The following is a 23797-nucleotide window of genomic DNA, read 5'->3' on the forward strand; positions in this document are numbered from 1 at the left end:
AATGGTGGAGGGGGGCAGATTCGAACTGCCGAACCCGAAGGAGCGGATTTACAGTCCGCCGCGTTTAGCCACTTCGCTACCCCTCCGCTATTAAATTAAAAATGGTGGAGGATGACGGGTTCGAACCGCCGACCCTCTGCTTGTAAGGCAGATGCTCTCCCGACTGAGCTAATCCTCCAATATGTATGACCCCGACGGGACTCGAACCCGTGTTACCGCCGTGAAAGGGCGGTGTCTTAACCGCTTGACCACGGGGCCATATGGCTCCACAGGTAGGACTCGAACCTACGACCGATCGGTTAACAGCCGATAGCTCTACCACTGAGCTACTGTGGAATAATTAAATTGCCTGGCAACGTCCTACTCTTGCGGAACGTAAGTCCGACTACCATCGGCGCTAAGGAGCTTAACTACTGTGTTCGGCATGGGAACAGGTGTGACCTCCTTGCCATTGTCACCAGACAATGAACTGTATAAAAATTATACATTCAAAACTAGATAGTAAGTAAAATTTGATAATGCCAAACAAAACACTTTTTAAATTTGATTAAGTCTTCGATCGATTAGTATTCGTCAGCTCCACATATCGCTATGCTTCCACCTCGAACCTATTAACCTCATCATCTTTGAGGGATCTTATAACCGAAGTTGGGAAATCTCATCTTGAGGGGGGCTTCATGCTTAGATGCTTTCAGCACTTATCCCGTCCATACATAGCTACCCGGCGATGCCGTTGGCACGACAACTGGTACACCAGAGGTATGTCCATCCCGGTCCTCTCGTACTAAGGACAGCTCCTCTCAAATTTCCTGCGCCCACGACGGATAGGGACCGAACTGTCTCACGACGTTCTGAACCCGGCTCGCGTACCGCTTTAATGGGCGAACAGCCCAACCCTTGGGACCGACTACAGCCCCAGGATGCGATGAGCCGACATCGAGGTGCCAAACCTCCCCGTCGATGTGAACTCTTGGGGGAGATAAGCCTGTTATCCCCGGGGTAGCTTTTATCCGTTGAGCGATGGCCCTTCCATGCGGAACCACCGGATCACTAAGTCCGTCTTTCGACCACTGCTCGACTTGTAAGTCTCGCAGTCAAGCTTCCTTATGCCTTTACACTCTATGAATGATTTCCAACCATTCTGAGGAAACCTTTGAGCGCCTCCGTTACTCTTTAGGAGGCGACCGCCCCAGTCAAACTGTCCATCTGACACTGTCTCCCACCATGATAAATGGTGCGGGTTAGAAATCCAACACAGCAAGGGTAGTATCCCACCAACGCCTCGACGTAAGCCGGCGCTCACGTTTCAAAGGCTCCTACCTATCCTGTACAAGTTGTACCGAATTTCAATATCAGACTACAGTAAAGCTCCACGGGGTCTTTCCGTCCTGTCGCGGGTAACCCGCATCTTCACAGGTACTATGATTTCACCGAGTCTCTCGTTGAGACAGTGCCCAAATCGTTACGCCTTTCGTGCGGGTCGGAACTTACCCGACAAGGAATTTCGCTACCTTAGGACCGTTATAGTTACGGCCGCCGTTTACTGGGGCTTCGATTCGTAGCTTCGCCGAAGCTAACCACTCCTCTTAACCTTCCGGCACCGGGCAGGCGTCAGCCCCTATACATCACCTTACGGTTTAGCAGAGACCTGTGTTTTTGATAAACAGTCGCTTGGGCCTATTCACTGCGGCTCTCCTGGGCGTTAACCCTAAAGAGCACCCCTTCTCCCGAAGTTACGGGGTCATTTTGCCGAGTTCCTTAACGAGAGTTCGCTCGCTCACCTTAGAATTCTCATCTTGACTACCTGTGTCGGTTTGCGGTACGGGCACCAAAATTCTAGCTAGAGGCTTTTCTTGGCAGTGTGAAATCAACGACTCGAGGAAACAATTTCCTCTCCCCATCACAACTTGACCTTAAGAGTGCCGGATTTGCCTAACACTCAGTCTCATTGCTTGGACGTACAATCCAATAGTACGCTTCGCCTATCCTACTGCGTCCCCCCATCGCTTAAAACGAAATTTGGTGGTACAGGAATATCAACCTGTTATCCATCGCCTACGCCTATCGGCCTCAGCTTAGGACCCGACTAACCCAGAGCGGACGAGCCTTCCTCTGGAAACCTTAGTCAATCGGTGGACGGGATTCTCACCCGTCTTTCGCTACTCACACCGGCATTCTCACTTCTAAGCGCTCCACATGTCCTTGCGATCATGCTTCAACGCCCTTAGAACGCTCTCCTACCACTGTCCTTACGGACAATCCACAGCTTCGGTAATATGTTTAGCCCCGGTACATTTTCGGCGCAGTGTCACTCGACTAGTGAGCTATTACGCACTCTTTAAATGATGGCTGCTTCTAAGCCAACATACTAGTTGTCTGGGCAACGCCACATCCTTTTCCACTTAACATATATTTTGGGACCTTAGGCGGTGGTCTGGGCTGTTTCCCTTTCGAACACGGACCTTATCACCCGCGTTCTAACTCCTAAGATAAAATTGATTGGCATTCGGAGTTTGTCTGAATTCGGTAACCCGATAAGGGCCCCTCGTCCAAACAGTGCTCTACCTCCAATAATCATTACTTAAGGCTAGCCCTAAAGCTATTTCGGAGAGAACCAGCTATCTCCAGGTTCGATTGGAATTTCTCCGCTACCCACAACTCATCCGCTCACTTTTCAACGTAAGTCGGTTCGGCCCTCCATTCAGTGTTACCTGAACTTCAGCCTGGTCATGGGTAGATCACCTGGTTTCGGGTCTACGACCAAATACTCAACGCCCTATTCAGACTCGCTTTCGCTACGGCTCCACATTAGTCGCTTAACCTTGCATCAAATCGTAACTCGCCGGTTCATTCTACAAAAGGCACGCCATCACCCATTAACGGGCTCTGACTACTTGTAAGCACACGGTTTCAAGTTCTATTTCACTCCCCTTCCGGGGTACTTTTCACCTTTCCCTCACGGTACTGGTTCACTATCGGTCACTAGAGAGTATTTAGCCTTGGGAGATGGTCCTCCCGGATTCCGACGGAATTTCTCGTGTTCCGTCGTACTCAGGATCCACTCAAGAGTGAACAAACTTTCGACTACAGGATTATTACCTTCTTTGATTCATCTTTCCAGATGATTCGTCTAATTTGTTCTTTTGTAACTCCGTACAGAGTGTCCTACAACCCCAACAAGCAAGCTCGTTGGTTTGGGCTCTTCCCGTTTCGCTCGCCGCTACTCAGGGAATCGATTTTTCTTTCTCTTCCCGCGGGTACTAAGATGTTTCAGTTCCCCGCGTCTGCCTTCAGATATGCTATGTATTCACATATCGATAACACGACATAACTCGTGTTGGGTTTCCCCATTCGGAAATCTCTGGATCAAAGCTTACTTACAGCTCCCCAAAGCATATCGTCGTTAGTAACGTCCTTCGTAGGCTTCTAGTGCCAAGGCATCCACCGTGCGCCCTTAATAACTTAATCTTTTCGACCTTCAACACGAAAAAAATCGGTTGAAAATCTAAAATGTTATTAATCTGTGAGTGTTCTTTCGAACACTAGCGATTATTTCTATTTTTTTGAATTCAAGCTTTTTAAAACTCTAATTCACTCGGTTTTGCTTGGTAAAATCATAAATTTTACTTACATATCTAGTTTTCAATGTACAAAATAACGCAATGAATACTCGTAATGAGCATTCAAAACTGAATGCAATATGTCAATGTCATTCCTCTTCATCTTCTCAAGGAAGATGTTCCGAATATATCCTTAGAAAGGAGGTGATCCGACCGCACCTTCCGATACGGCTACCTTGTTACGACTTCACCCCAATCATTTGTCCCACCTTCGACGGCTAGCTCCATAAATGGTTACTCCACCGGCTTCGGGTGTTACAAACTCTCGTGGTGTGACGGGCGGTGTGTACAAGACCCGGGAACGTATTCACCGTAGCATGCTGATCTACGATTACTAGCGATTCCGGCTTCATGTAGTCGAGTTGCAGACTACAATCCGAACTGAGAACAACTTTATGGGATTTGCATGACCTCGCGGTTTAGCTGCCCTTTGTATTGTCCATTGTAGCACGTGTGTAGCCCAAATCATAAGGGGCATGATGATTTGACGTCATCCCCACCTTCCTCCGGTTTGTCACCGGCAGTCAACCTAGAGTGCCCAACTAAATGCTGGCAACTAAGTTTAAGGGTTGCGCTCGTTGCGGGACTTAACCCAACATCTCACGACACGAGCTGACGACAACCATGCACCACCTGTCACTTTGTCCCCCGAAGGGGAAGGCTCTATCTCTAGAGTTTTCAAAGGATGTCAAGATTTGGTAAGGTTCTTCGCGTTGCTTCGAATTAAACCACATGCTCCACCGCTTGTGCGGGTCCCCGTCAATTCCTTTGAGTTTCAACCTTGCGGTCGTACTCCCCAGGCGGAGTGCTTAATGCGTTAGCTGCAGCACTAAGGGGCGGAAACCCCCTAACACTTAGCACTCATCGTTTACGGCGTGGACTACCAGGGTATCTAATCCTGTTTGATCCCCACGCTTTCGCACATCAGCGTCAGTTACAGACCAGAAAGTCGCCTTCGCCACTGGTGTTCCTCCATATCTCTGCGCATTTCACCGCTACACATGGAATTCCACTTTCCTCTTCTGTACTCAAGTTCCCCAGTTTCCAATGACCCTCCACGGTTGAGCCGTGGGCTTTCACATCAGACTTAAGAAACCGCCTACGCGCGCTTTACGCCCAATAATTCCGGATAACGCTTGCCACCTACGTATTACCGCGGCTGCTGGCACGTAGTTAGCCGTGGCTTTCTGATTAGGTACCGTCAAGATGTGCACAGTTACTTACACATTTGTTCTTCCCTAATAACAGAGTTTTACGATCCGAAAACCTTCATCACTCACGCGGCGTTGCTCCGTCAGACTTTCGTCCATTGCGGAAGATTCCCTACTGCTGCCTCCCGTAGGAGTCTGGACCGTGTCTCAGTTCCAGTGTGGCCGATCACCCTCTCAGGTCGGCTACGTATCGTTGCCTTGGTAAGCCGTTACCTTACCAACTAGCTAATACGGCGCGGGTCCATCTATAAGTGATAGCAAAACCATCTTTTACTTTAGAACCATGCGGTTCCAAATGTTATCCGGCATTAGCTCCGGTTTCCCGAAGTTATTCCAGTCTTATAGGTAGGTTACCCACGTGTTACTCACCCGTCCGCCGCTAACTTCAAAGGAGCAAGCTCCTTATCCGTTCGCTCGACTTGCATGTATTAGGCACGCCGCCGGCGTTCATCCTGAGCCAGGATCAAACTCTCCATAAATGAATTATGATGTTTGATTAGCTCATAAAATACTAATTTGTGTGTTATCTCTAACACGTTTGAACCAACAATTTAATGTTGCGTTCGGAATTAACGTTGACATATTGCAATTCAGTTTTCAATGTTCATTTGGATAATTGCTTTATTACTATACCATTTCAATTGACGTTGTGTCAATAAAAAATTAATATTCTTTAACAATCATTTAACATTACTTTAATAATATTAAAGTATTTCTTATAAAATTTCAAGTATATTTTTTACACTTTTTCGAAATTGAATTAAATAATGTTTTTGTCGTTTTTGACGACTTTTATATAATATCAATTTCACAAGAGAAAGTCAATACTTTATTTTGTTTATTGTGATTTGTTACGTTTACGCTGTATCATGCGTTCGTTGGTCACAAGAAATAATTCTACCACCATTCAAAAAAATTGCAAGAGAAAAGTGGATAAAAATTAAATTAATTTCTACCCACTCCTTAAATGCTACTATTTTCTAGTCTTTTCAATGATTTGTTGTGCCATTGATTGGTATATTTCTCCTAATCTATCCTCTGGTTGATAAATAGAAGGAGCGAAATCTTTTGGATTCCATGATGGTTGCTCTAATGGTAGGTGACCTAATAAGTCTGTTTGTAATTCTTCAGCAAGCTTTTCACCGCCACCTGTTCCAAATACATATTCTTTATTTCCAGTTTCTTTACTTTGGAAGTAAGACATGTTTTCTATTACACCTAAAATCGTGTGTTCAGTGTGTTTTGCCATTGCTCCAGCTCTTGCCGCAACAAATGCTGCAGTAGGATGAGGCGTTGTTACGATAATTTCTTTACTTGATGGCAACATCGTATGTACATCTAAAGCAATGTCCCCAGTACCTGGTGGTAAATCTAAAATCAAATAATCTAAATCTCCCCATCGCACTTCAACAAAGAAATTCGTAAGCATTTTACCTAACATTGGGCCTCTCCATATAACTGGTGCGTTCTCTTCAACAAAGAAAGCCATCGAAATGACTTTCACACCATGACGTTCAACTGGTATGATTTCTTTACCTTGTACACCTGGTTTTTCATCAATTCCCATCATGTCTGGAACGCTAAAGCCATAAATATCAGCATCAACTAGACCAACTTTTTTACCTTCTCTAGCTAATGATACTGCTAAATTGACTGCTACTGTGGATTTTCCAACGCCACCTTTACCAGAAGCGATGGCAATAAACTCTACAGGATTGTCTTTAGATAATAAGCCTTCTATTGTTTGTTGCTCGTCATCGCTCGTACCTCTATATTGTTCTACTACATCAGATGGTAATTCTTCAAATCTAATGCCAACTGTATTAGCCCCATTTTCTTTTAACACTTCAACTACGGCCATCTGTAAATCTAATTGAGGTTGTCCCCCTAATTGAGCCATAGCTATTTTGACACTTACATGCTCTATTTCTTCTTTAATAGTAACCTCTACTATTCCATCGGTTTCTTTTAAAGGTACATTTATTATTGGATCTTTTAATTCTCCAACAAGTTCTTTAACTTGCTCAGTCGTTAACACAATGCGTCCCCCTCTTTATAAAATAATCATTATTTATATTCTAACAAACAAAACTTAAGTTTGCTTTAAATAGTTTATATTCAGTATAAATATAATCAGCTTATTAAAAAAGAAGTTAGCTCACTTCACTCTCTATTAAAGAATAAATAAACTAACTTCTTATAGTAATTGCTATTTCATTGATATTATTCTTGTCTTCTTAAATGGTTACTTTAATTATCAGTGATAAGGTTACAATATTACAGTTTCTACTATATATATTAATGCTATGTTCAATCTTTATGATCAATACAGTTTAAACACTTCAATTAACCGAATTGATTTTCTATAGTACCTTGCTTATTTTCCATTTAAGTTTTCACTATCTGGATAAAATATTTCCTTACATATAAATAAGAGTCCAATGATAAATACAATCACCCAAAAATCAATATTTATATAGGCATAATGGATATGCACTATGAAGTAAAATAACAAAGTTGTTACTGTGAAAGTAATTAAGTGATAAGTTATGCCTTTAAAATATGGGTTATCTGGTATTTTTTTCTAAAGTAATCCATTAAATTCTCTATTATAAACAAATTAAAATAACCTAATACAATATAACTGCCATAATAAATTAAGTTATCGTAAAAGTTTTTATTATATCCAAAATACGCAAGGTGGAAATAAATAAGGATTCTACTCAAGCCATATAATCCAAATCCTAAAAATGTTAAAAATATAGCCCCAGAAATAATAAATACCGAAAGTACAATAAGCGTTGTAAATAAATATTTTATATATTTCATTGCTTACTGTCCTCCCTTTTCACTCTATTTCGATATTCCGCTTAATAATCACCTAACTTTTATTACAATCTCGCTGGTTTTTTATTATTAAAACTATAATCGCATAAACTATATTACCATTATAACAACTCACTACCAAATACAAATTAACACAAAGCTCTACTATTCAAATTATAACGTTTATTAATGAAGTACATCATGTTTTAATTATATAGATATAGCTTACTAATGCGAGTTTTATTTCTGTTCTCTATAAATTACAGCCCATAAAACCATTAGTATAATCAATATAACTAAACTAAGTAAGATAACATTGTGTATTTGTAGACTGATAAAAGTAAATGATAGTGCATAAATGTAACCCATCACAGTAGAACCTATTGAGTTACCTAAACTCTTGGTTAATGTATAGAACGACATCATCCGCTTCATGTTATTTAATGAAGTCTCTTCTTGAGTAATAACACTGTCTTTTGTATAAACTGTGCCAAAGCTAACTCCCGCAAGTAATAAACTAAATGCTATAAATAATGGCGACTCGGTGCCTATAAATACTAAAATGCCACATAGCATTAATAATGTGAATGCAAAAATATATAATCCTTTTCTACTCATTCTAACCTCTAATTTATCTAATGAAAAATTAAGCGCTAACCAAGCGAATGAAATTGGAAATATTACAAAGCCACTTTGTAATGGTGAGAGACCCATTTCCTCTTGTAAATAAATAGGCATATATAAGTTGTAACCCATCAGAATAATTGCATAAGCAAAATCGGTGAAGAATATTAAAATAATCGTCTTATTAAATTCTGCAACTGGTACAAATGGTGTTTTTACGTTTTTTTCATTTTTGTAAAGAACTACTGCCATTACACAAGCTAAGATAAGTGAAATTATGTTTAAATATAAATTCGCTTTATTCATAACTGTAAACATTAAAAAGAAGATTAATACATAGAAATACATTAAGCCCTTCACGTCTAATTTGTTCGTTGTAGTTGTATTTTCATTTTCAAAATGGAATGTGATTATCACCAATACCATAGTCGCGATTGCAATCGGAATATTCACGAAGAATAACCAGTGCCACGTTGCAAATTCTAAAATAGTTCCTCCCAAAACTGGACCAATAATGCTAGAAATCCCCCATACACTACCAACAATTCCCATAATTTTATAACGTAATGGAATTTCAAAGGCAAGTTTAGGTACGATTTGACTCAATGCCATCATTACACCGGCGCCTAAACCTTGTATGAAACGGGACATGATTAGTATGCTTGAAAGTACCACTTATCCCGGATAAGAAACTACCTATAGTAAAAAGCAATAATCCTAAAAGCGTGATATAAATAATTTTCGTTCTATCTAGTAGTTCTCCCACAATCGGATTAGCTATGACAATTGCAATAAAATAAACTGCAAAAATCAGTGAAATGGATGAAGTAACGTTTAAGTCATCTCTTATAGTAGGTATTGCCAAAGAAACTATGGATGTTTCTATGGCCGACATAAACATAATTAATATTAATGCAACTACGATACCTAAAGACTTAACATTCATAATTTACCTCCTTGCATAACAAATTAAAATGCTTTCAAGTATAATCAAATCAATATGTTGTAATCAGTTTCAAATCTACTTCGTTAAATTAAAACTATGCTTTATGATAATTTGTTTAAAAAAAGAGCGGGATAGAAATCAAAATTTAAAATTTGATTTCATATTCCCGCCCCCACAAAGCCTACTAAAAAATAATACAAGCACTGAAGTTCTTGCATAAGAACTACTCGTCTTCACAAATGTAGCAGTAGTTCTTTAAAAACTAGTTATAAGTTCATTTAGATATCAGACAGCTAGCGCCAATATAACAACTGCGACTAAAACCTGTCTTGATGTTCTAGATACTATTAAATCACAATGTATTTTTCTTAAAAATTACATAAAATATAAAATAGCTATAAAATGAAATACGGATGCAATCACTATAAAGAAGTGCCAAATCATATGAAAGTATGGACGATTTTTTTGTGCATAGAACCATGCTCCGACCGTATAAGCAACCCCACCGAATAGAATAAATAGCATAAATGTTACCGATGAATCGAAGATAATTGTCGGTAAAAATAAAACGCCAATCCATCCCATAACTAAATACATTGTTAAGCTTAATTTATGACTAACATTTTTAGCTAATGATTTGTATAGAATGCCCCAGAGTGTAATACCCCAAAGCACTGCCATTGCAGTCCATCCTAGCCAGACCACCGATTAACACTAAACATATTGGTGTATATGTTCCGGCAATTGCGATATATATCATACTGTGATCGATAATTCTGAGTATATATTTATGTGAAGAATTATTAGGCATCGCATGGTAAACCGTTGAAGATATAAACATTAGAAAAATACTGATCACGTATAGTGAAACGCTAAACGAACCTAATATGCCATGATCCATAAAACTTTGTATTGCCGCATACGGCAATACGCATAAAGCAATGAATGCAGCTACCCCATGTGAAACTGCATTTCCAATTTCCTCACCAAACGTTAAAGGTACAATATTTTTAAATGTTTTAGCCACTTTGCTATTATCTACATCTACTGTATGAGACATAAGTGTAACCACCCTTTTATTAAATCAAATTCATACGTTTCAAATCAGCTGTAGCTGTTTCAACACTATCTTTACCTTCTTTATTTTTTAAAGGAGAAAATTCTTCTTCTCTCGGTACTTGTAATGTAATAAAGCTATTAGCATACTGGAAAATATCAAAATAGAATAATTCAAACTTAAGCGTTGGTTGCTCAATTACGCCAAAATCATCATCTAGCTGTTTTAATTTTTTAATCGCTAAATGATATGGCAATGCATGATCAACCACATTGTTAATAAATAAAAGTTTAAATGTATGTATTCCTATATTAGCGTTATTAAATTCATTAGCAACTTCAGGGTCTAATTCTGAATATTCAAGTACAGTATCTTTTTGATTAGCTGTAACTAATCTACCTACACTTTCACCCTCTTTAGGTTGAATTGATTTTGTAGTGATATCCATACTTTTTTGGAATGTATAACCTGCAAATAATGGGTCCAATACTTTCACAAGAACGTTATCAATATTATTCAAGAAAATATATTCCACACCATTGTCTGTCATTTCATCTAAATAGCCTGAATTTTTGAGTGATTTAAACACGCCACCATTACCGTTAGGCGTTTCTAGGATGTTACCATCTACGTCTAAAACTAACTTGCCTTCTTCAGATAAGGCAACAATGTTTTCTTGCTTGAAAAAGTGCACATGTGATTTATCATATCCAAAATAATCTTTAGCTTCGAAAAACAGTTGTGTTTCTTTGTCATTTACTTTGCTAGTCATGATATACCAATCGACAGCTACACCTGTTTGTTCTTTTAATGCTATTAATTGCTGTGCTTGAATTTCAAATAAGCTAACGCCTTCAATTTCAAACGAACCTTTAGGTCCTTTATAACCTAAACGCGTCCCTTGCCCACCTGCCATTAATAACACTGCAAATTTGCCTTTTTGAATTGCGTCTAAACCAACTTCTTCATATTTTTTGATTTCTTCTTCTGTAAATTCTTTTTTAACTTCATATTTCACTTCATTAATAGAAGAAACATCATCGATTACTTTTTTATTTACATATAAATCTTCATATAAATCTTGAATATCAGATAAGTTTAAAGAGTCTACTTTATTAGCTAATTGTTCTTTTTCATTTGTACTCATTAGTTTTTCAAATTCAATTAAATGGTCTTGATTAAACTTTTCTAAACCTTTCTTATCTAGCATGTTCTCTCTCCTTAATATTCAAATATTAGATAAAAATAATATCTTATTACTGACTTGAATATATAATTTCACTATTTGTACTTTATATTATTATGATTATATGCACAACCTTAATCATAACCATTTAAAAAACAGTTGATTAATAAACGGTTGAAAAAACACATAAGTTGCGCCTATAGTTAACGCACTCGCAAGTGATAAATCAACGAGACCACCTGTTTTAAAAACCAAAGGGAATTTCACACTGATAGGGATAGGATATAAAAATTTAACTCCCCTAGGTGTTAACATATCTAGTATAACATGAGATAGCAATCCGAATATAATCGTAATTAAATAATAAATTGGTGTTTGGATAGCATATAATAGACAAATTATAATTGAAATAAATAATAGTGAGTGTGTAAATGTCCTGTGACCAAATAATATTCTAATAAAAAAGCTCAAAACTTTTAATCGTCTACCAATTTTACTCTGTGCATGACAAATATCAGGTAATAAACTTGATATAACCGCAAGCGTTATAACCGTAATTGATGTAAACAAATCTGTATGGAAATATTCTATAGTTAATGCGCCTACTAATAAACCGCATGATGCGTGGGTTTTACCTGTCATTTTCACTTCTCCTTATCGCAATATATTTTATCATATCTTTTATATCAATGCGAACGTACTTTCGTAACAAAGCATTGAGTATAACATATTCACAAAAAGTATCACACAATTACTTGAAAACGATTGCATGTTGTTGTATGATGTAGCTATAAATTAATTAAAGGATGTGTTCTAGATATGGCAATGACAGTTAAAAAAGATAACAATGAAGTAAGAATTCAATGGAGAGTTGCAGATATTAAGATTCCAACAAGTGATATTAAGAACATTTCACAAGATCAAAATATCCATGAAATTCCAAAATTAGATAGAAATAAAGTTTCGAGAATTGGTTCTACTTTCGGAAAAACGAACCGTGTTATCATCGACACTAATGACCATGAATACATTATTTATACGCAAAATGATCAAAAAGTATATAATGAAGTAACAAAATAGTATTAAACAATTAACAACAAAAAGACGAAATTCTAATCCCACGTTAGAATTTCGTCTTTTTTATATTAATTACGTCTTAAACCTATTTAACTTGAATAAGGGATATCAATTAACCTCTAATTCACAATGATGATATACTATAGCTAAATCTTAGAAAGTGGGTGCATATCATGTACGTTGTTACGAATAGAATTGATGTAAAAAAAGGGTTTGCAGAGAAAATGGCGCCTAATTTTACTAAAAAGGGCAAAATTAATGAATTAGAAGGCTTTCGTAAAGTTGAAGTTTGGCTTATTGAAGACGAAACAGACCACGATCAGATGTATGTGAATACTTGGTGGGATTCTGAAGATAATTTCAAAGCATGGCTAGAGAGTGATGCTTTTAAAGAAGCACACGCAGGTAAGTCAAAATCTAAAAGCGAAGATTCACCAGTCATAGGGAATAAAGTTGTTAAAGCTAATGTTTTATCAACACTTAATTAATCAAATGATTTTGTAAGTTTAAATCAAGAAAACAATCAATATTGCAAAACACCCCAAAAATTAGATTTCATCTAACTTTTGGGGTGTTTTATTATATTCATATTCGATTGTTGCTTATTCATATTTCATATTGTTTTAAACTAATTAAAATACAGATGCGCCATCAACGCTATAATTGGTAATGCAATAATTGTTCTGATTAAGAAAATAACAAACAGTTTAAAGATACTGACTGGAATTTTTGAGCCTAGTATCACTCCACCTACTTCTGATAAGTAGATTAACTGACTAATACTTAATGCACCGATAACGAATAATGTAATATCATTACCTACACCTTCAATTAATATAGATGGTAAAAACATATCGGCAAAGCCTATTAATATTGTTTCTGATGCTTGTGCGGCTTCAGGAATTTGCAGTAATTCTAAATATGGTACAAACGGTTTACCAATAATTGCGAATATCGGTGTGTATGTCGCAACGATTGTCGCTAGTGTACCAATACTCATAACAACTGGTAAAATAACAAACCACATATCTACAACTGTTTTAAGTCCAGATTTGAAAAATGATTTGAATCCTGGCGCATTGATACCTGTTTCAGTCGCCATGTCAAAACCGTGACCTAATGCAGTTTTATTTTCTGGTAATTTTTCAGTTCTCATTTCTTCAGATACTTCTTTTGAATATTCATCTTTGATAGATTTTAATGGCCAAATTCTTGGCAAAATCAATGCACAAACAATACACGAAACAATAACTGAGAAGTAGAAATAGAAGAAATGGTTTTGCATATGTACTGTTTCTGCAATGACGATTGCAAATGTTATAGATACTACACTGAAAGTAGTAGCAATAACTGTCGCTTCACGTCTAGAATAAAAACCACTTTCATATTGCTTACTTGTTATTAATACCCCTACTGTGCCATCTCCGATAAACGATGCTAAGTTATCTACTGTAGAACGTCCTGGTAATGTGAATAAAGGTCTCATAATAGGTCTAAAGATTGGCCCTAAAAATTCTAACAATCCATATTCCATAAGTAATGGTAAAAATAATGCTGCAAATAAGAACACAGCAACTAATGTTGGCAATAGACTTTCAAATACAAGCCCGCCAGTATCTGCAGAATAAATTACTTCAGTACCGACTTTCAAATAAGTCATCCATACAAAAACAACTGCTAATATTCTTAATAACAACCAGACGATTTTCACATTAAATGCATTATATAAAAGTCCTTCCGGTTCTAATTTATTTTTCAATATTGTGGAACATAAAATTGATAATATGCCTGATATTGTGATAATCAAAACAATAATTAATGGCATGGCGTCCCCGAGTACATCTTGCAATAGTCCTGCTAAAAACGCGACGGGTAATGTGGTTTGTTTAACACCATCTTCAGTCACAGTAATAGGTACCAAAAACAAGATAATACCAATCAATGACATGACTATGAACTTTAACCTACCTCGCACTAATTGTGATTTACTATATTTATTCATTTCATTCACCCCTTAGGTGTTTATATTTTTATATACACTTAAAAAAGCAACAGCAATAATTATAACCTATTATGTATAAATATGTAAATCAATAAATTTAGGTTTTTATTGTCTTCTTGTATATGTATAAATAAAATAATTGACCCTAATCTTATTTAGGGTCAATTACACTTTATATGAAAACGCTTACTTTTGCAATTTATTTTTGAATTATATTTTTCTTAATAAATTAAAGCGTATCGAGTGCCGACAGCGACAACAATTATATCGACAGTAATATCTATAAGTTAGTGCGTATCTCTTGCTAACACATCACTCATGGTCAATAGGCGTACACTAATCAAACCTAAAATAAGTAGGGTATGGATGTGCTTATGCTCGACTATTTTTTGTGCCCCATGCTATGCAATAAGCCAAAAAAACGCATTCCTCCTACGACTGAAATTGAAGCGACTGATGAAAATAATAAAATCTTTTTAATGTTTAATGCTTTTTACAATGAATTAAACACTTGATTTTTAATGTTTGTAATTGCTTGCTCAATACCTTCATCATGTATATATACCTTTGCTATATTAGGCATATACATACTTTGTGCTAAAGCTTTATAATCTAGACTAAATTGTATTTTGTCTCCTAATTGATAAAAATCCTGATTTAATAAATCAATCATGACATGATCACTTGTTGCGCCTAATATTTTCACTTGATGATGCACAGGCGTAATTGTTTCGACATGCGTATCTAAGCTACCAATATCAATGATAGCTTGTAAATATTGTTTGCCTGTATCATAGTTTATACGTGGCTTAATCTCTACTATTTCTGCTTCTAAAATAATTGTATCTTGATATAACATTGCAATTGGATGATTTGTTGAGGTCTCAATTCCTCTGAAGAGCGTTTCGCCTATTCTCAGTTCGTTAACTTTACCTAAATCACTATAAGCCATTTGCGTTAACAAACTTGAATTCCCGCCTGATATGATTTTAAATCTTATATTGGTCACTTCTTCAATAGAGTTTACAAATTGATTAATCATTTTCACATCTTCCTCAGTAGGTGCATTCGACTGAAAACACATAAAGTTGAATGCTAACCCTGCAAGATTAAGATGATGCATCTGAATTATTTCTTTAATATAATCAATTACATCATAAGTTAAGATGCCTTCTCTTGCATCTTTCCAATCCACCATGAGTAAAATTTGGTGCTTCACTTCTTGTTTACCCGCAAGGTCATTTAATTGTCGAATCGTCGCTATCTCAGTTTGAATGCTTATATTCGTATAACGTACTACATCTTCAAGTCCATATTGATTTGTAGTGCCTATCATTGCAAAAGATATATTTGGATCTTTACTCTTCGTAATATTATCAATTCTGGCGTCTGCAAAGTGTGTAATACCGATGTCTTTTAACACTTCTATAATTTTGCTATCGCCAGCCACACACTTGGTTACAGGTGTAAAACAAATATTATTTTGACTGCACAAGGCATTTAATACATGGGCGTTATATTGAATTTTAGATAAATTAATCTGTAATTGTGCCATGTTTACACCTCTTTATATAATGGATTCTTTAATTTTATCGTTACGTACTGTTTCACTTTATTTTCCATTCTCATACGCAACAATGCTTTGACTGAAATCTTAGGTCCAAACAAAACTGCTTTCAACACTTGAGCATGTGCTTTTTGTGGATCTATTGCTTCGTATACTATGTCACCTACTACTTCGAATAACGCCCTCTCGTCTACTTCATCATATTTTGAAAAATGATGAATCAGTTCTGCGATTTGATTTTGAATTACTGAATGTTGAAATTTTTCGATCACCGCTTCAATATTTTCAGCAATGAGACTTGTATTCGTTATATCAATATGAGGTAATTTATACTTTAAAGTTTCTAAATCTATTCTTGAACCACCTAAATCTCTGATGATAAATTTCATTTGATTATTCGGTCCAAGATTTACAATAGTATTTTGCATATGCGCTTCCAAGGCAATACCATAATCTTGTATATATGCAATTAATGGTTTGATTAAAGTTTTCGCATAACTACACATAAATTGTTTGATGGCGATTGATGTAGGTCCTACTCCCATCCACTCCAAGTAACTGTCTACAATGACTTGGTTATCAACTGGATTTTTATTAACTAAACTAGCTGTCACCAATGTCGTCCCATTATCTGCAATATAAGGTTTGTGTCTCACTATGCAAGCCAATTGACGTGCGACTTCGTCATCTATATTTACATGAATACCATAAGGCTCCAAGGCGACTTGTAATTGTGGGTATAGATCTAACATATCTTGTAATTCATAACTGAGTTTAGGCCCATCTACTGTCGTCACAGCAGAAACGGTTCTAATGGCACTTGTAGCTTGAATATTTACTGGTAATTTAATATGGAATGGTTTATTGATTAATGCCATTGTTCTAAATGATAAAGTTGCTTTGGATTCTATTTCAAATGGTGTGGGTAATAATCTTCCTTCTTTAATACACTTCGCAAATTGATGCACAATCACATTGTCATATTGCCATGGATGTACGAGTACTACTCTATAATCCTCTAGCTCAAACTGGTATGGTTCTAAAAATGCTTTAAGTTTATAACGATATTCAGGAATAATATGATTCAAAATATATTGTTCATCATCTTCCATTGACGTTGTAATACAATCTGCTTTATGAATAAGCATTACTTTTAATCCAATAATCTTTTCAAACTCTGGCGCATATAATTTCACTTCTTCCTTTGTTAAAGGCAATTTCGTTTTAGACAAGGGATGCGTCGGATGTCCTTCTACAACTATACTCTCCGAATAAGTTAAATCATTAATTTCTTCTGAATCCTCAAAATGTTTTAACCAGGTAAAGAAATTAATAGTTTCAGGCATTCTCGAAAATTTCAATGTTGCATGAATCAATGCTTGTCTATGAGAAAAATGATCATACGTCCATACAAAGCCATCTCTACTAGAAATCAGTTCTTCTCTCAATCTGTTGCTAATTGGTATATCAAATTGGTTGTCCAATACGTCGAGTAATTGTTCTACAGTTTCGATTGTCATTCTAGTGTTACCTTTGATATAACGTATCTTTCCTTTAAATACATATCTTTCCATATCACTTTTACGTACTTTATCCACTTGTAAAAGTTGTCCGTGATATTGTAATTCAATACAATCTTCAAACTCATTAACTATCATTTTATCAGGAAAAATATGTTCCTTAATAATCGCGTTATAAATACGGTACTGTACGTTTTTATCTGCAGTTTGCCGTGTCTGATCCGTCATACAAGATTGCCCCCATTTTTTCTCGGTCTATTTATAATACTGAATCATATTGTATTCACAAATGTATTCAATTCTATTATGCTAATCATATCTAAAAATTCTATTGTAAAGCGCATGATTATTGTACTTAAAGTAATGTACTTCTACTTTTTCATTTTAATATTCCCTATTTTCCCTCTATTTTCCAAAATCAACACGGTACTGAAAAATAAATGATACGGTGTTCATTCACTTTGAGATGTTAAAATACATAGAAGAGTGGTAAATATAAATGATGAAACTGTTATCTTTCATATTTCATACAATTTAGCTAAATAATACTATGCTAAAATCCGCACTTAATTTGATAATTGATAACAATTATCAATGCAACTAATATAGATTATATAAATACCTTATGCTTTTGTAAAATAATTTTAAGAGGTGCCTTATGAATTCAAACATAGACTTTAACAATTCAATTAACAAACTAACTAATGATGAACAATATGCCTTAACCTATTTAGAATCTATCAACGATGAATGGCGTGATGCATTTGTTAAAACGTTATTAGTCAGTAGAGATAAAATATCCCGACGACTCATCACTTCTTTACATCGAGAAAACTTAATTAATAGTCGCGATTATAGTCACATAATTGCAACAAAAGATGCACCAGTAAACTTAGCAACTAATCAGGTACAAACATTAAAAATAGCTTTCCCACACACTCAAAAAACTTTATATGCACCTATTACTGGAATACATGCATTCGATAGAATTGATGTTGAAGGACCATTTTATTTTGAAAATAAGGATAATTTTGAAAGGATTTTACATCCAGAAGAGATATTAACTTGTATTTTAACCGAAGCACCAACACTTGATAATGATGCGAGTCATCAATTTAGAGAAGATATAAATAATAGCGTAGCTAATATGGCTATTTCACTTAGCTTTCAAACGATTACCTTAGCCGATGAAACTTTACCTCTTGGTCAAGTAATTATGGAAGCAGAAGATAGTTATTTAAGATCCGAACAAGCAGTCGTTGAAGGACATCCCTTACATCCTGGTGCAAAATTGCGTAAAGGCATGACACCCGAAACTACAATTAATTATTCTTCTGAGTTCAACAATGCTATAGGCTTAAAATTTATCTTAATGCATAAAGATATTGCAAAAGTTGAATCATTATCCAAAAATTACAATGAAACTTTATATGGTTTATTCGAAGACTTATATTCTGAAGTTTTAAAAGAGGTTGGTTCTGAGTTTATTGATACATACTATATCATGGTCGTACATCCATGGCAGTATAATAAAATATTAACCAATCAATATGCCAATGAGCTTAAAGAAAAACGAATCATTCCAATACGCTACCAACTTGATTATCACGCTGGTCTATCGTTTAGAACACTCATGCCAAAACTACCTATAACTTCACCCCACATTAAACTATCCACTAATGTGCACATCACAGGTGAAATTAGAACTTTATCAGAACAAACAACAATTAATGGCCCTCAAGTCACACAAATTTTAAATGATATTAAACATAACGATACCTTATTTCATAATATTGCTTGGCGATACGATTGATGAAATTGCTGGCATCCACTTTTTAAAACAGACGATTCACGTGATATCCAAACTATTAGAAGTGAACAATTAGGTTCGTTATTTAGAACTAATATTTATGATCTTATTGATAATAAAACAACGCCTATGATTCCATCAAGTTTAGTCGCCAACTATGCTTATAACTATGAAACACCGATCAATACACTTATCAAAAAGTATGCACAAACACATACTTGTGATTCTTATAAAGAAGCATGTATCGCTTGGATGGAACATTATAGCCAAGCACTAATTGATATTACGCTACCTTTATACATTAAATACGGCATCGCTCTCGAAGCACATTTACAAAATACTATCGCTACATTTAATAGTGATGGCTCATTAAACAAATTATATGTTCGTGATTTTGAAGGCTTACGTATTGATGAAGCTTATTTGAATCACCAGGGATATAACACTCAAAATTTTCATGAGAAATCCTTAATTTTAACGAATCAATCACAAACTGTTTTTAATAAAGTATTTTATTCTAGTATTCAAAACCATCTTGGAGAATTGATCTGTAGTTTAGCAAAATCAAGTGCTATTAATGATTTAGAACAAAGTATCTGGTCAACTGTCAGTGATCTATTGGCTAACAAGTTAAATGTCATTGCTCGATACTATGGATGATCCTAAAAGAATTGATGCAATTCGAGCACTATTATTTGCGCCTAAAATTGACTATAAATGTGTAACAACGATGAGGCTAGAAGATGAAGCAGATATTTATACTTATATACAAGTGAATAACCCCTTACATCGGAGTCATGCATCTCATTAAAAACAGTATATCAAGGCTTTATTAATAATTAAAACAGGCTGAGACAAAATATATGTCTCAGCCTGTAGTCTTCGGCCAGTATTTTTCCCGTAGGAGTCGGACCAAATCACTGCCATTTTTTAAATAATATTATGATTCATTGATTGTATTCTTATAAAGGCCAACACACATAGAAATGAGTATAATTGAATTAGCAAAAAATATTCATTTCATATAAGCTTTAAACAGTGAAATGAATGAACAAAGATAGTCTCAAGAGAATAATATCTATAAACACAAAATAATTACTTTTATAGTAATTGGTTTTTCGACATTTTAAAACCGCTAAAGCAAATTACTTTAGCGGTTTTTATTTAGTTTGATACTCAATTAATTATTGTAAGCCTTTTTCCTCGTTATTTGAGCTTTGGCTTTTTTCATTTTTTTGAGACCATTCTTTTTTAGTCATTACATCTTCAACGCGCATGTTAACTTCAACTACGTCAAGACCAGTAATATATTTAACTTGTTCTTTAACTAAGTCTGTTACTTTACGGAAGATTTTAGGTGCTGATTCACCATATTCTAATATTACTTTCAAATCTACAGTCGCTTGTTTTTCTCCAACCTCAACGCTTACGCCTCTTGAAACGTTCTCGTTGCTTCCGAATGAGTTAGAAATACTATCGACGAATCCGCCTTTCATTTCTAAAATACCACTTACTTCACGCGTCGCGATACCCGCAATTTTTTCAATTACTTCATCAGAAAATGATAACTTATTTGAAAATTCCGGTTCTTGTTGTTGTTGTTGTTGTTGTTTTTCTACTTCTTGTTCATTAACTCCAGTTTGATTATTATATGCTTGTTTTGCTTTGTTATTATCTACTGCCATATTAAAATCTCCTTTGTCTTCTCAATTTTAAAAAATTTAATTTTAAGCCTTTTCAATATTTGAAAATACTAACTCCATCGATTTAAGAAATTTAAAAAGTCTTGCTTACGGTCTTTAGTATACCCGATTGCAATTCCAATCAAACATAACACTAAGATTAATATTGTACTCCAGAAACCAAGAGTTAAGAATAATATTGCGATAATCAAGAATGCTAAGAATCCAATGATTCTCCATTTAAATACTTTTAAGAAATCAACAACTTCTTGTGTAGAATCTTGTCCATTTTGGTGATTATTATTAGTCATGATAACCCTCCCTTACAACACACGTTTGCCTGAGGTTTTTTGATCTCTAACGTTGACCTCTAGTTTTGATACTGGTAATTCAGTAAAGTGTTCTACGTTCTGCTTAATGTCATTTCTAATTTCTTCCGTTAATGATTTAACTTGAACATCACCTGGCACAAAGAAATCTGCTTTCAAAGCAATATGTGATTTCTTCTTCTTGTTATACAATTTTGCAATCACATTCGGTTGACGAATTTGTTCATATTGTACAAGTGTATCGTATGCTGATTTTTCAACTGCTTTTCTCGATACATAAATATGACCATCATTGAAATCTTTGTAAAGTCCGGGTTTTCTATACGTAGGTTTAAACAAGCTGAATAGTAGTATCAGACCAATTAAAATAAGTAACGTTGCTAAAGTTATTAAGGTCGGTTGAAACCAATTAAATTGAGTTAAGTAATCTTGATACTGAGTAATTCTAGAATCTTTGATATACATAAACAGTAAAACACCAACGATTACTACAATTAAAAGTCCTAATATGAAATTTTTAAGTCGCTTCACCTCGTATGACACCTCCTATGTTTCTAGATTATGTACTTGTCATATAAGACTAATACCCTTTTAAAAAATCTTAGAAACATTTTTATTGTATATTTTAAATAATTTCTATGGCAAAATAAGTTTGCTCTAGCTATTTCTCTTATGATCTTCAGTTGTTTCTATTTCTTTATCGTCTTGTTTTGCTTTATTTTCTTGATTTTCTGAATCCTCTTGATTTGCTTTACGATATTGTAAAAGCTGATTATCCGTGACAAGTAATTTATTACTAGGTCTCGGCTTTTCTATGGCTAAGGATTTAAAGAGTGACCATATCATTATTATAATGACGATGGAGAATGGTAAGGCCGCAATAATTAACAGGTTTTGAATCGATTGTGTTCCACCTGTGTAAATCATGATCATTGCAAATAGTGCTAATATAATGCCCCAACTGACTTTGACTAAACCAGAAGGATTAATACTACCTTTAGAACTCAACATACCTAATACATATGTTGCTGAGTCAGCTGATGTTACAAAGAAAATCATAATAACTATTAGCGTAACAATACTTAATACAAATCCTAATGGGAAATGTTCCAACGTGGCAAAGGTCGCCGTTTCAGTTGCCTCTTTCGCGATATTCGCAATACCATTTTGTTGTAAATAAATTGCTGATGCACCAAACACTGCGAAAAATAGGAAACATACAAGTGCCGGTACAAATAGCACCCCTAATATAAATTCTTTAATTGTTCTACCACGAGACACACGAGCGATAAAGATCCCAACAAATGGCGCCCATGAAATCCACCAAGCCCAATAGAAGATCGTCCATTGTTGTAGCCACTGGAATTTTTCGCCACCTGATTGCGGTATACGTAAACTCATATTAAAGAAATTAGCAATATAATCACCTAATGAATTGGTAAATGTATTTAATATCGTTAGTGTAGGTCCTACACAGAACAATAAGAGTAATACAATGAATGCTAATGCCATATTAATATTACTTAAGTTCTTAATACCTTTATCAATACCTGACCAAGCTGACCAAGTAAATAATAAGGTTGCTACGATAATGATAATCACTTGAGTCCCAAAATTAGAAGGAATTTCAAATAAGAAGTTCAATCCTTCATTGATTTGTAACGCACCAAAACCAAGTGTTGCGGCAACACCAGTTACAGTAGCGATAATTGCAAGGACATCTATCGCCCCACCGATAGGACCTTTCATCATTTTACTACCTAAAACAGGTATTAACGTAGCGCTGACTAATCCCGGATAACCTTTGTGGAAATTAAAGTACGCAAAAACGAGTCCCACGATACCGTATACAGCCCATGCGTGCACGCCCCAATGAAAGAATGAAAATTGCATCGCATCGTTAATTGCAGTTTGTGTTCCTGCTTTATGTAATGGCGTTAAAGTAAATGCATGACTGATAGGTTCAGCAGTCGTCCAAAAGACTAAACCAATTCCCATGCACTGCACTAAATAACATTGCGAACCATGATTTTAATGAAAATTCAGGGTCTTCGCCTTCTTCACCCAATGTAATAGATGAATATCTAGAAAATAATAGATAAATACATACAATTAATATGACTAATACAAGTAATAAATAATACCAACCAAAATTAACTGCTATAAAATTTGTAATAGTTTGAGTAACTGATTCTAATTGTTTCGGCAATATTGCGCCATAGAGCACAAATAACGTACAAATAGCTAATGCCACCCAAAATACTACCGTCATTTTTTTAAAATGCATAACAAAAATACACACTCCCTTTATTTTATGTAACATACATACCCTATCATACT

Annotated in this window: 11 protein-coding genes, 4 tRNA genes, 3 rRNA genes and 5 pseudogenes; 3 read left to right on the forward strand and 20 right to left on the reverse strand. The window is 35.4% G+C overall.

The genetic code is table 11. The features are described from left to right. Nucleotides 1–2 precede the first annotated feature (2 nt). The 13 genes and pseudogenes from ABLV90_RS14520 to ABLV90_RS14580 all read right to left on the reverse strand — a co-directional run bounded on the left by ABLV90_RS14520 (nucleotide 3) and on the right by ABLV90_RS14580 (nucleotide 12112). Nucleotides 3–86: transfer RNA gene (locus ABLV90_RS14520), tRNA-Tyr, on the reverse strand. Nucleotides 87–102: 16 nt separating this feature from the next. Continuing rightward, nucleotides 103–178: transfer RNA gene (locus ABLV90_RS14525), tRNA-Val, on the reverse strand. Between the two features lie 8 nt (nucleotides 179–186). Beyond that, nucleotides 187–258 (reverse strand) — tRNA-Glu (locus tag ABLV90_RS14530). Nucleotides 259–261: 3 nt separating this feature from the next. Next, nucleotides 262–336, reverse strand: a tRNA-Asn gene (locus tag ABLV90_RS14535). Nucleotides 337–347: 11 nt separating this feature from the next. Next, nucleotides 348–462: ribosomal RNA gene (gene rrf, locus ABLV90_RS14540) — 5S ribosomal RNA — on the reverse strand. Between the two features lie 81 nt (nucleotides 463–543). Beyond that, nucleotides 544–3468 (reverse strand): 23S ribosomal RNA (locus tag ABLV90_RS14545). A 289-nt stretch (nucleotides 3469–3757) separates the two neighbouring features. Then, a 16S ribosomal RNA gene (locus tag ABLV90_RS14550) occupies nucleotides 3758–5310 on the reverse strand. Together the 16S, 23S and 5S rRNA genes with 4 tRNA genes alongside form the textbook arrangement of a ribosomal RNA operon. Before the next feature lie 494 nt (nucleotides 5311–5804). Beyond that, a complete protein-coding gene (locus ABLV90_RS14555; protein WP_277582589.1) occupies nucleotides 5805–6869 on the reverse strand; it encodes an Mrp/NBP35 family ATP-binding protein in 1065 nt (354 codons plus the stop codon). 339 nt (nucleotides 6870–7208) lie between these two features. After that, nucleotides 7209–7660: pseudogene (locus ABLV90_RS14560) on the reverse strand (SepA family multidrug efflux transporter). A 237-nt stretch (nucleotides 7661–7897) separates the two neighbouring features. Continuing rightward, nucleotides 7898–9227, reverse strand: a pseudogene (gene sdrM, locus ABLV90_RS14565) (multidrug efflux MFS transporter SdrM). 375 nt (nucleotides 9228–9602) lie between these two features. After that, nucleotides 9603–10287 (reverse strand): annotated as a pseudogene (trhA, locus tag ABLV90_RS14570) (PAQR family membrane homeostasis protein TrhA). Between the two features lie 19 nt (nucleotides 10288–10306). Beyond that, complete coding sequence (locus ABLV90_RS14575) at nucleotides 10307–11494, reverse strand: UTP--glucose-1-phosphate uridylyltransferase (protein ID WP_427706766.1); 1188 nt, start codon at nucleotides 11492–11494, stop codon at nucleotides 10307–10309. Between the two features lie 114 nt (nucleotides 11495–11608). Beyond that, the gene (locus ABLV90_RS14580; protein ID WP_285323802.1) at nucleotides 11609–12112 is read right to left on the reverse strand and encodes a metal-dependent hydrolase; all 504 of its coding nucleotides are present in this window, start codon (nucleotides 12110–12112) and stop codon (nucleotides 11609–11611) included. Nucleotides 12113–12289: 177 nt separating this feature from the next. Between ABLV90_RS14580 and ABLV90_RS14585 the strand changes: the two genes are divergently transcribed. Together ABLV90_RS14585 and ABLV90_RS14590 are read left to right on the forward strand one after the other, a co-directional pair. Then, nucleotides 12290–12550: a SunI/YnzG family protein gene (locus ABLV90_RS14585; protein ID WP_002507009.1), complete on the forward strand. Its 261-nt coding sequence runs from the start codon at nucleotides 12290–12292 to the stop codon at nucleotides 12548–12550. A 170-nt stretch (nucleotides 12551–12720) separates the two neighbouring features. After that, the gene (locus ABLV90_RS14590; RefSeq protein WP_046465798.1) at nucleotides 12721–13035 is read left to right on the forward strand and encodes a heme oxygenase; all 315 of its coding nucleotides are present in this window, start codon (nucleotides 12721–12723) and stop codon (nucleotides 13033–13035) included. Nucleotides 13036–13175: 140 nt separating this feature from the next. Here the strand turns inward: ABLV90_RS14590 and ABLV90_RS14595 are convergent, their stop codons facing one another. The 3 genes from ABLV90_RS14595 to ABLV90_RS14605 all read right to left on the reverse strand — a co-directional run bounded on the left by ABLV90_RS14595 (nucleotide 13176) and on the right by ABLV90_RS14605 (nucleotide 17864). Further along, nucleotides 13176–14549 (reverse strand): YjiH family protein, encoded by a 1374-nt coding sequence (locus ABLV90_RS14595; RefSeq protein ID WP_285323800.1) that lies wholly within the window; start codon nucleotides 14547–14549, stop codon nucleotides 13176–13178. 493 nt (nucleotides 14550–15042) lie between these two features. Next, nucleotides 15043–16104 carry an alanine/ornithine racemase family PLP-dependent enzyme gene (locus ABLV90_RS14600; protein ID WP_427706764.1) on the reverse strand — a complete coding sequence of 354 codons (1062 nt, stop codon included), beginning with the start codon at nucleotides 16102–16104 and terminating at the stop codon, nucleotides 15043–15045. A 2-nt stretch (nucleotides 16105–16106) separates the two neighbouring features. Continuing rightward, entirely contained in the window at nucleotides 16107–17864 is a 1758-nt protein-coding gene (locus ABLV90_RS14605) for an IucA/IucC family protein (protein ID WP_460872820.1), read from the reverse strand. 430 nt (nucleotides 17865–18294) lie between these two features. Here ABLV90_RS14605 and ABLV90_RS14610 point away from each other — a divergent pair. Further along, nucleotides 18295–20257, forward strand: a pseudogene (locus tag ABLV90_RS14610) (IucA/IucC family protein). Between the two features lie 373 nt (nucleotides 20258–20630). Here ABLV90_RS14610 and ABLV90_RS14615 read toward each other — a convergent pair. The 4 genes and pseudogenes from ABLV90_RS14615 to ABLV90_RS14630 form a co-directional block, all read right to left on the reverse strand. After that, nucleotides 20631–21131 (reverse strand): Asp23/Gls24 family envelope stress response protein, encoded by a 501-nt coding sequence (locus ABLV90_RS14615; RefSeq protein ID WP_460872821.1) that lies wholly within the window; start codon nucleotides 21129–21131, stop codon nucleotides 20631–20633. 68 nt (nucleotides 21132–21199) lie between these two features. Further along, a complete protein-coding gene (locus ABLV90_RS14620; protein WP_002506999.1) occupies nucleotides 21200–21439 on the reverse strand; it encodes a DUF2273 domain-containing protein in 240 nt (79 codons plus the stop codon). Nucleotides 21440–21451: 12 nt separating this feature from the next. After that, the gene (gene amaP, locus ABLV90_RS14625; protein WP_460872822.1) at nucleotides 21452–21988 is read right to left on the reverse strand and encodes an alkaline shock response membrane anchor protein AmaP; all 537 of its coding nucleotides are present in this window, start codon (nucleotides 21986–21988) and stop codon (nucleotides 21452–21454) included. 126 nt (nucleotides 21989–22114) lie between these two features. Further along, a pseudogene (locus ABLV90_RS14630) lies at nucleotides 22115–23744 on the reverse strand (BCCT family transporter). Nucleotides 23745–23797: the final 53 nt, after the last annotated feature.

Origin of the sequence: Staphylococcus sp. 2S1 (genome assembly GCF_046721335.1) — a bacterium.
Taxonomy (GTDB): domain Bacteria; phylum Bacillota; class Bacilli; order Staphylococcales; family Staphylococcaceae; genus Staphylococcus; species Staphylococcus equorum_A.

What these genes read in the sequence shown, in the direction of transcription:
- ABLV90_RS14575 (WP_427706766.1), bottom strand. Translation starts at nt 11,494, where the DNA reads ATGCTAGATAAGAAAGGTTTAGAAAAGTTTAATCAAGACCATTTAATT.
- ABLV90_RS14580 (WP_285323802.1), bottom strand. Translation starts at nt 12,112, where the DNA reads ATGACAGGTAAAACCCACGCATCATGCGGTTTATTAGTAGGCGCATTA.
- ABLV90_RS14585 (WP_002507009.1), top strand. Translation starts at nt 12,290, where the DNA reads ATGGCAATGACAGTTAAAAAAGATAACAATGAAGTAAGAATTCAATGG.
- ABLV90_RS14590 (WP_046465798.1), top strand. Translation starts at nt 12,721, where the DNA reads ATGTACGTTGTTACGAATAGAATTGATGTAAAAAAAGGGTTTGCAGAG.
- ABLV90_RS14595 (WP_285323800.1), bottom strand. Translation starts at nt 14,549, where the DNA reads ATGAATAAATATAGTAAATCACAATTAGTGCGAGGTAGGTTAAAGTTC.
- ABLV90_RS14600 (WP_427706764.1), bottom strand. Translation starts at nt 16,104, where the DNA reads ATGGCACAATTACAGATTAATTTATCTAAAATTCAATATAACGCCCAT.
- ABLV90_RS14605 (WP_460872820.1), bottom strand. Translation starts at nt 17,864, where the DNA reads ATGACGGATCAGACACGGCAAACTGCAGATAAAAACGTACAGTACCGT.
- ABLV90_RS14615 (WP_460872821.1), bottom strand. Translation starts at nt 21,131, where the DNA reads ATGGCAGTAGATAATAACAAAGCAAAACAAGCATATAATAATCAAACT.
- ABLV90_RS14620 (WP_002506999.1), bottom strand. Translation starts at nt 21,439, where the DNA reads ATGACTAATAATAATCACCAAAATGGACAAGATTCTACACAAGAAGTT.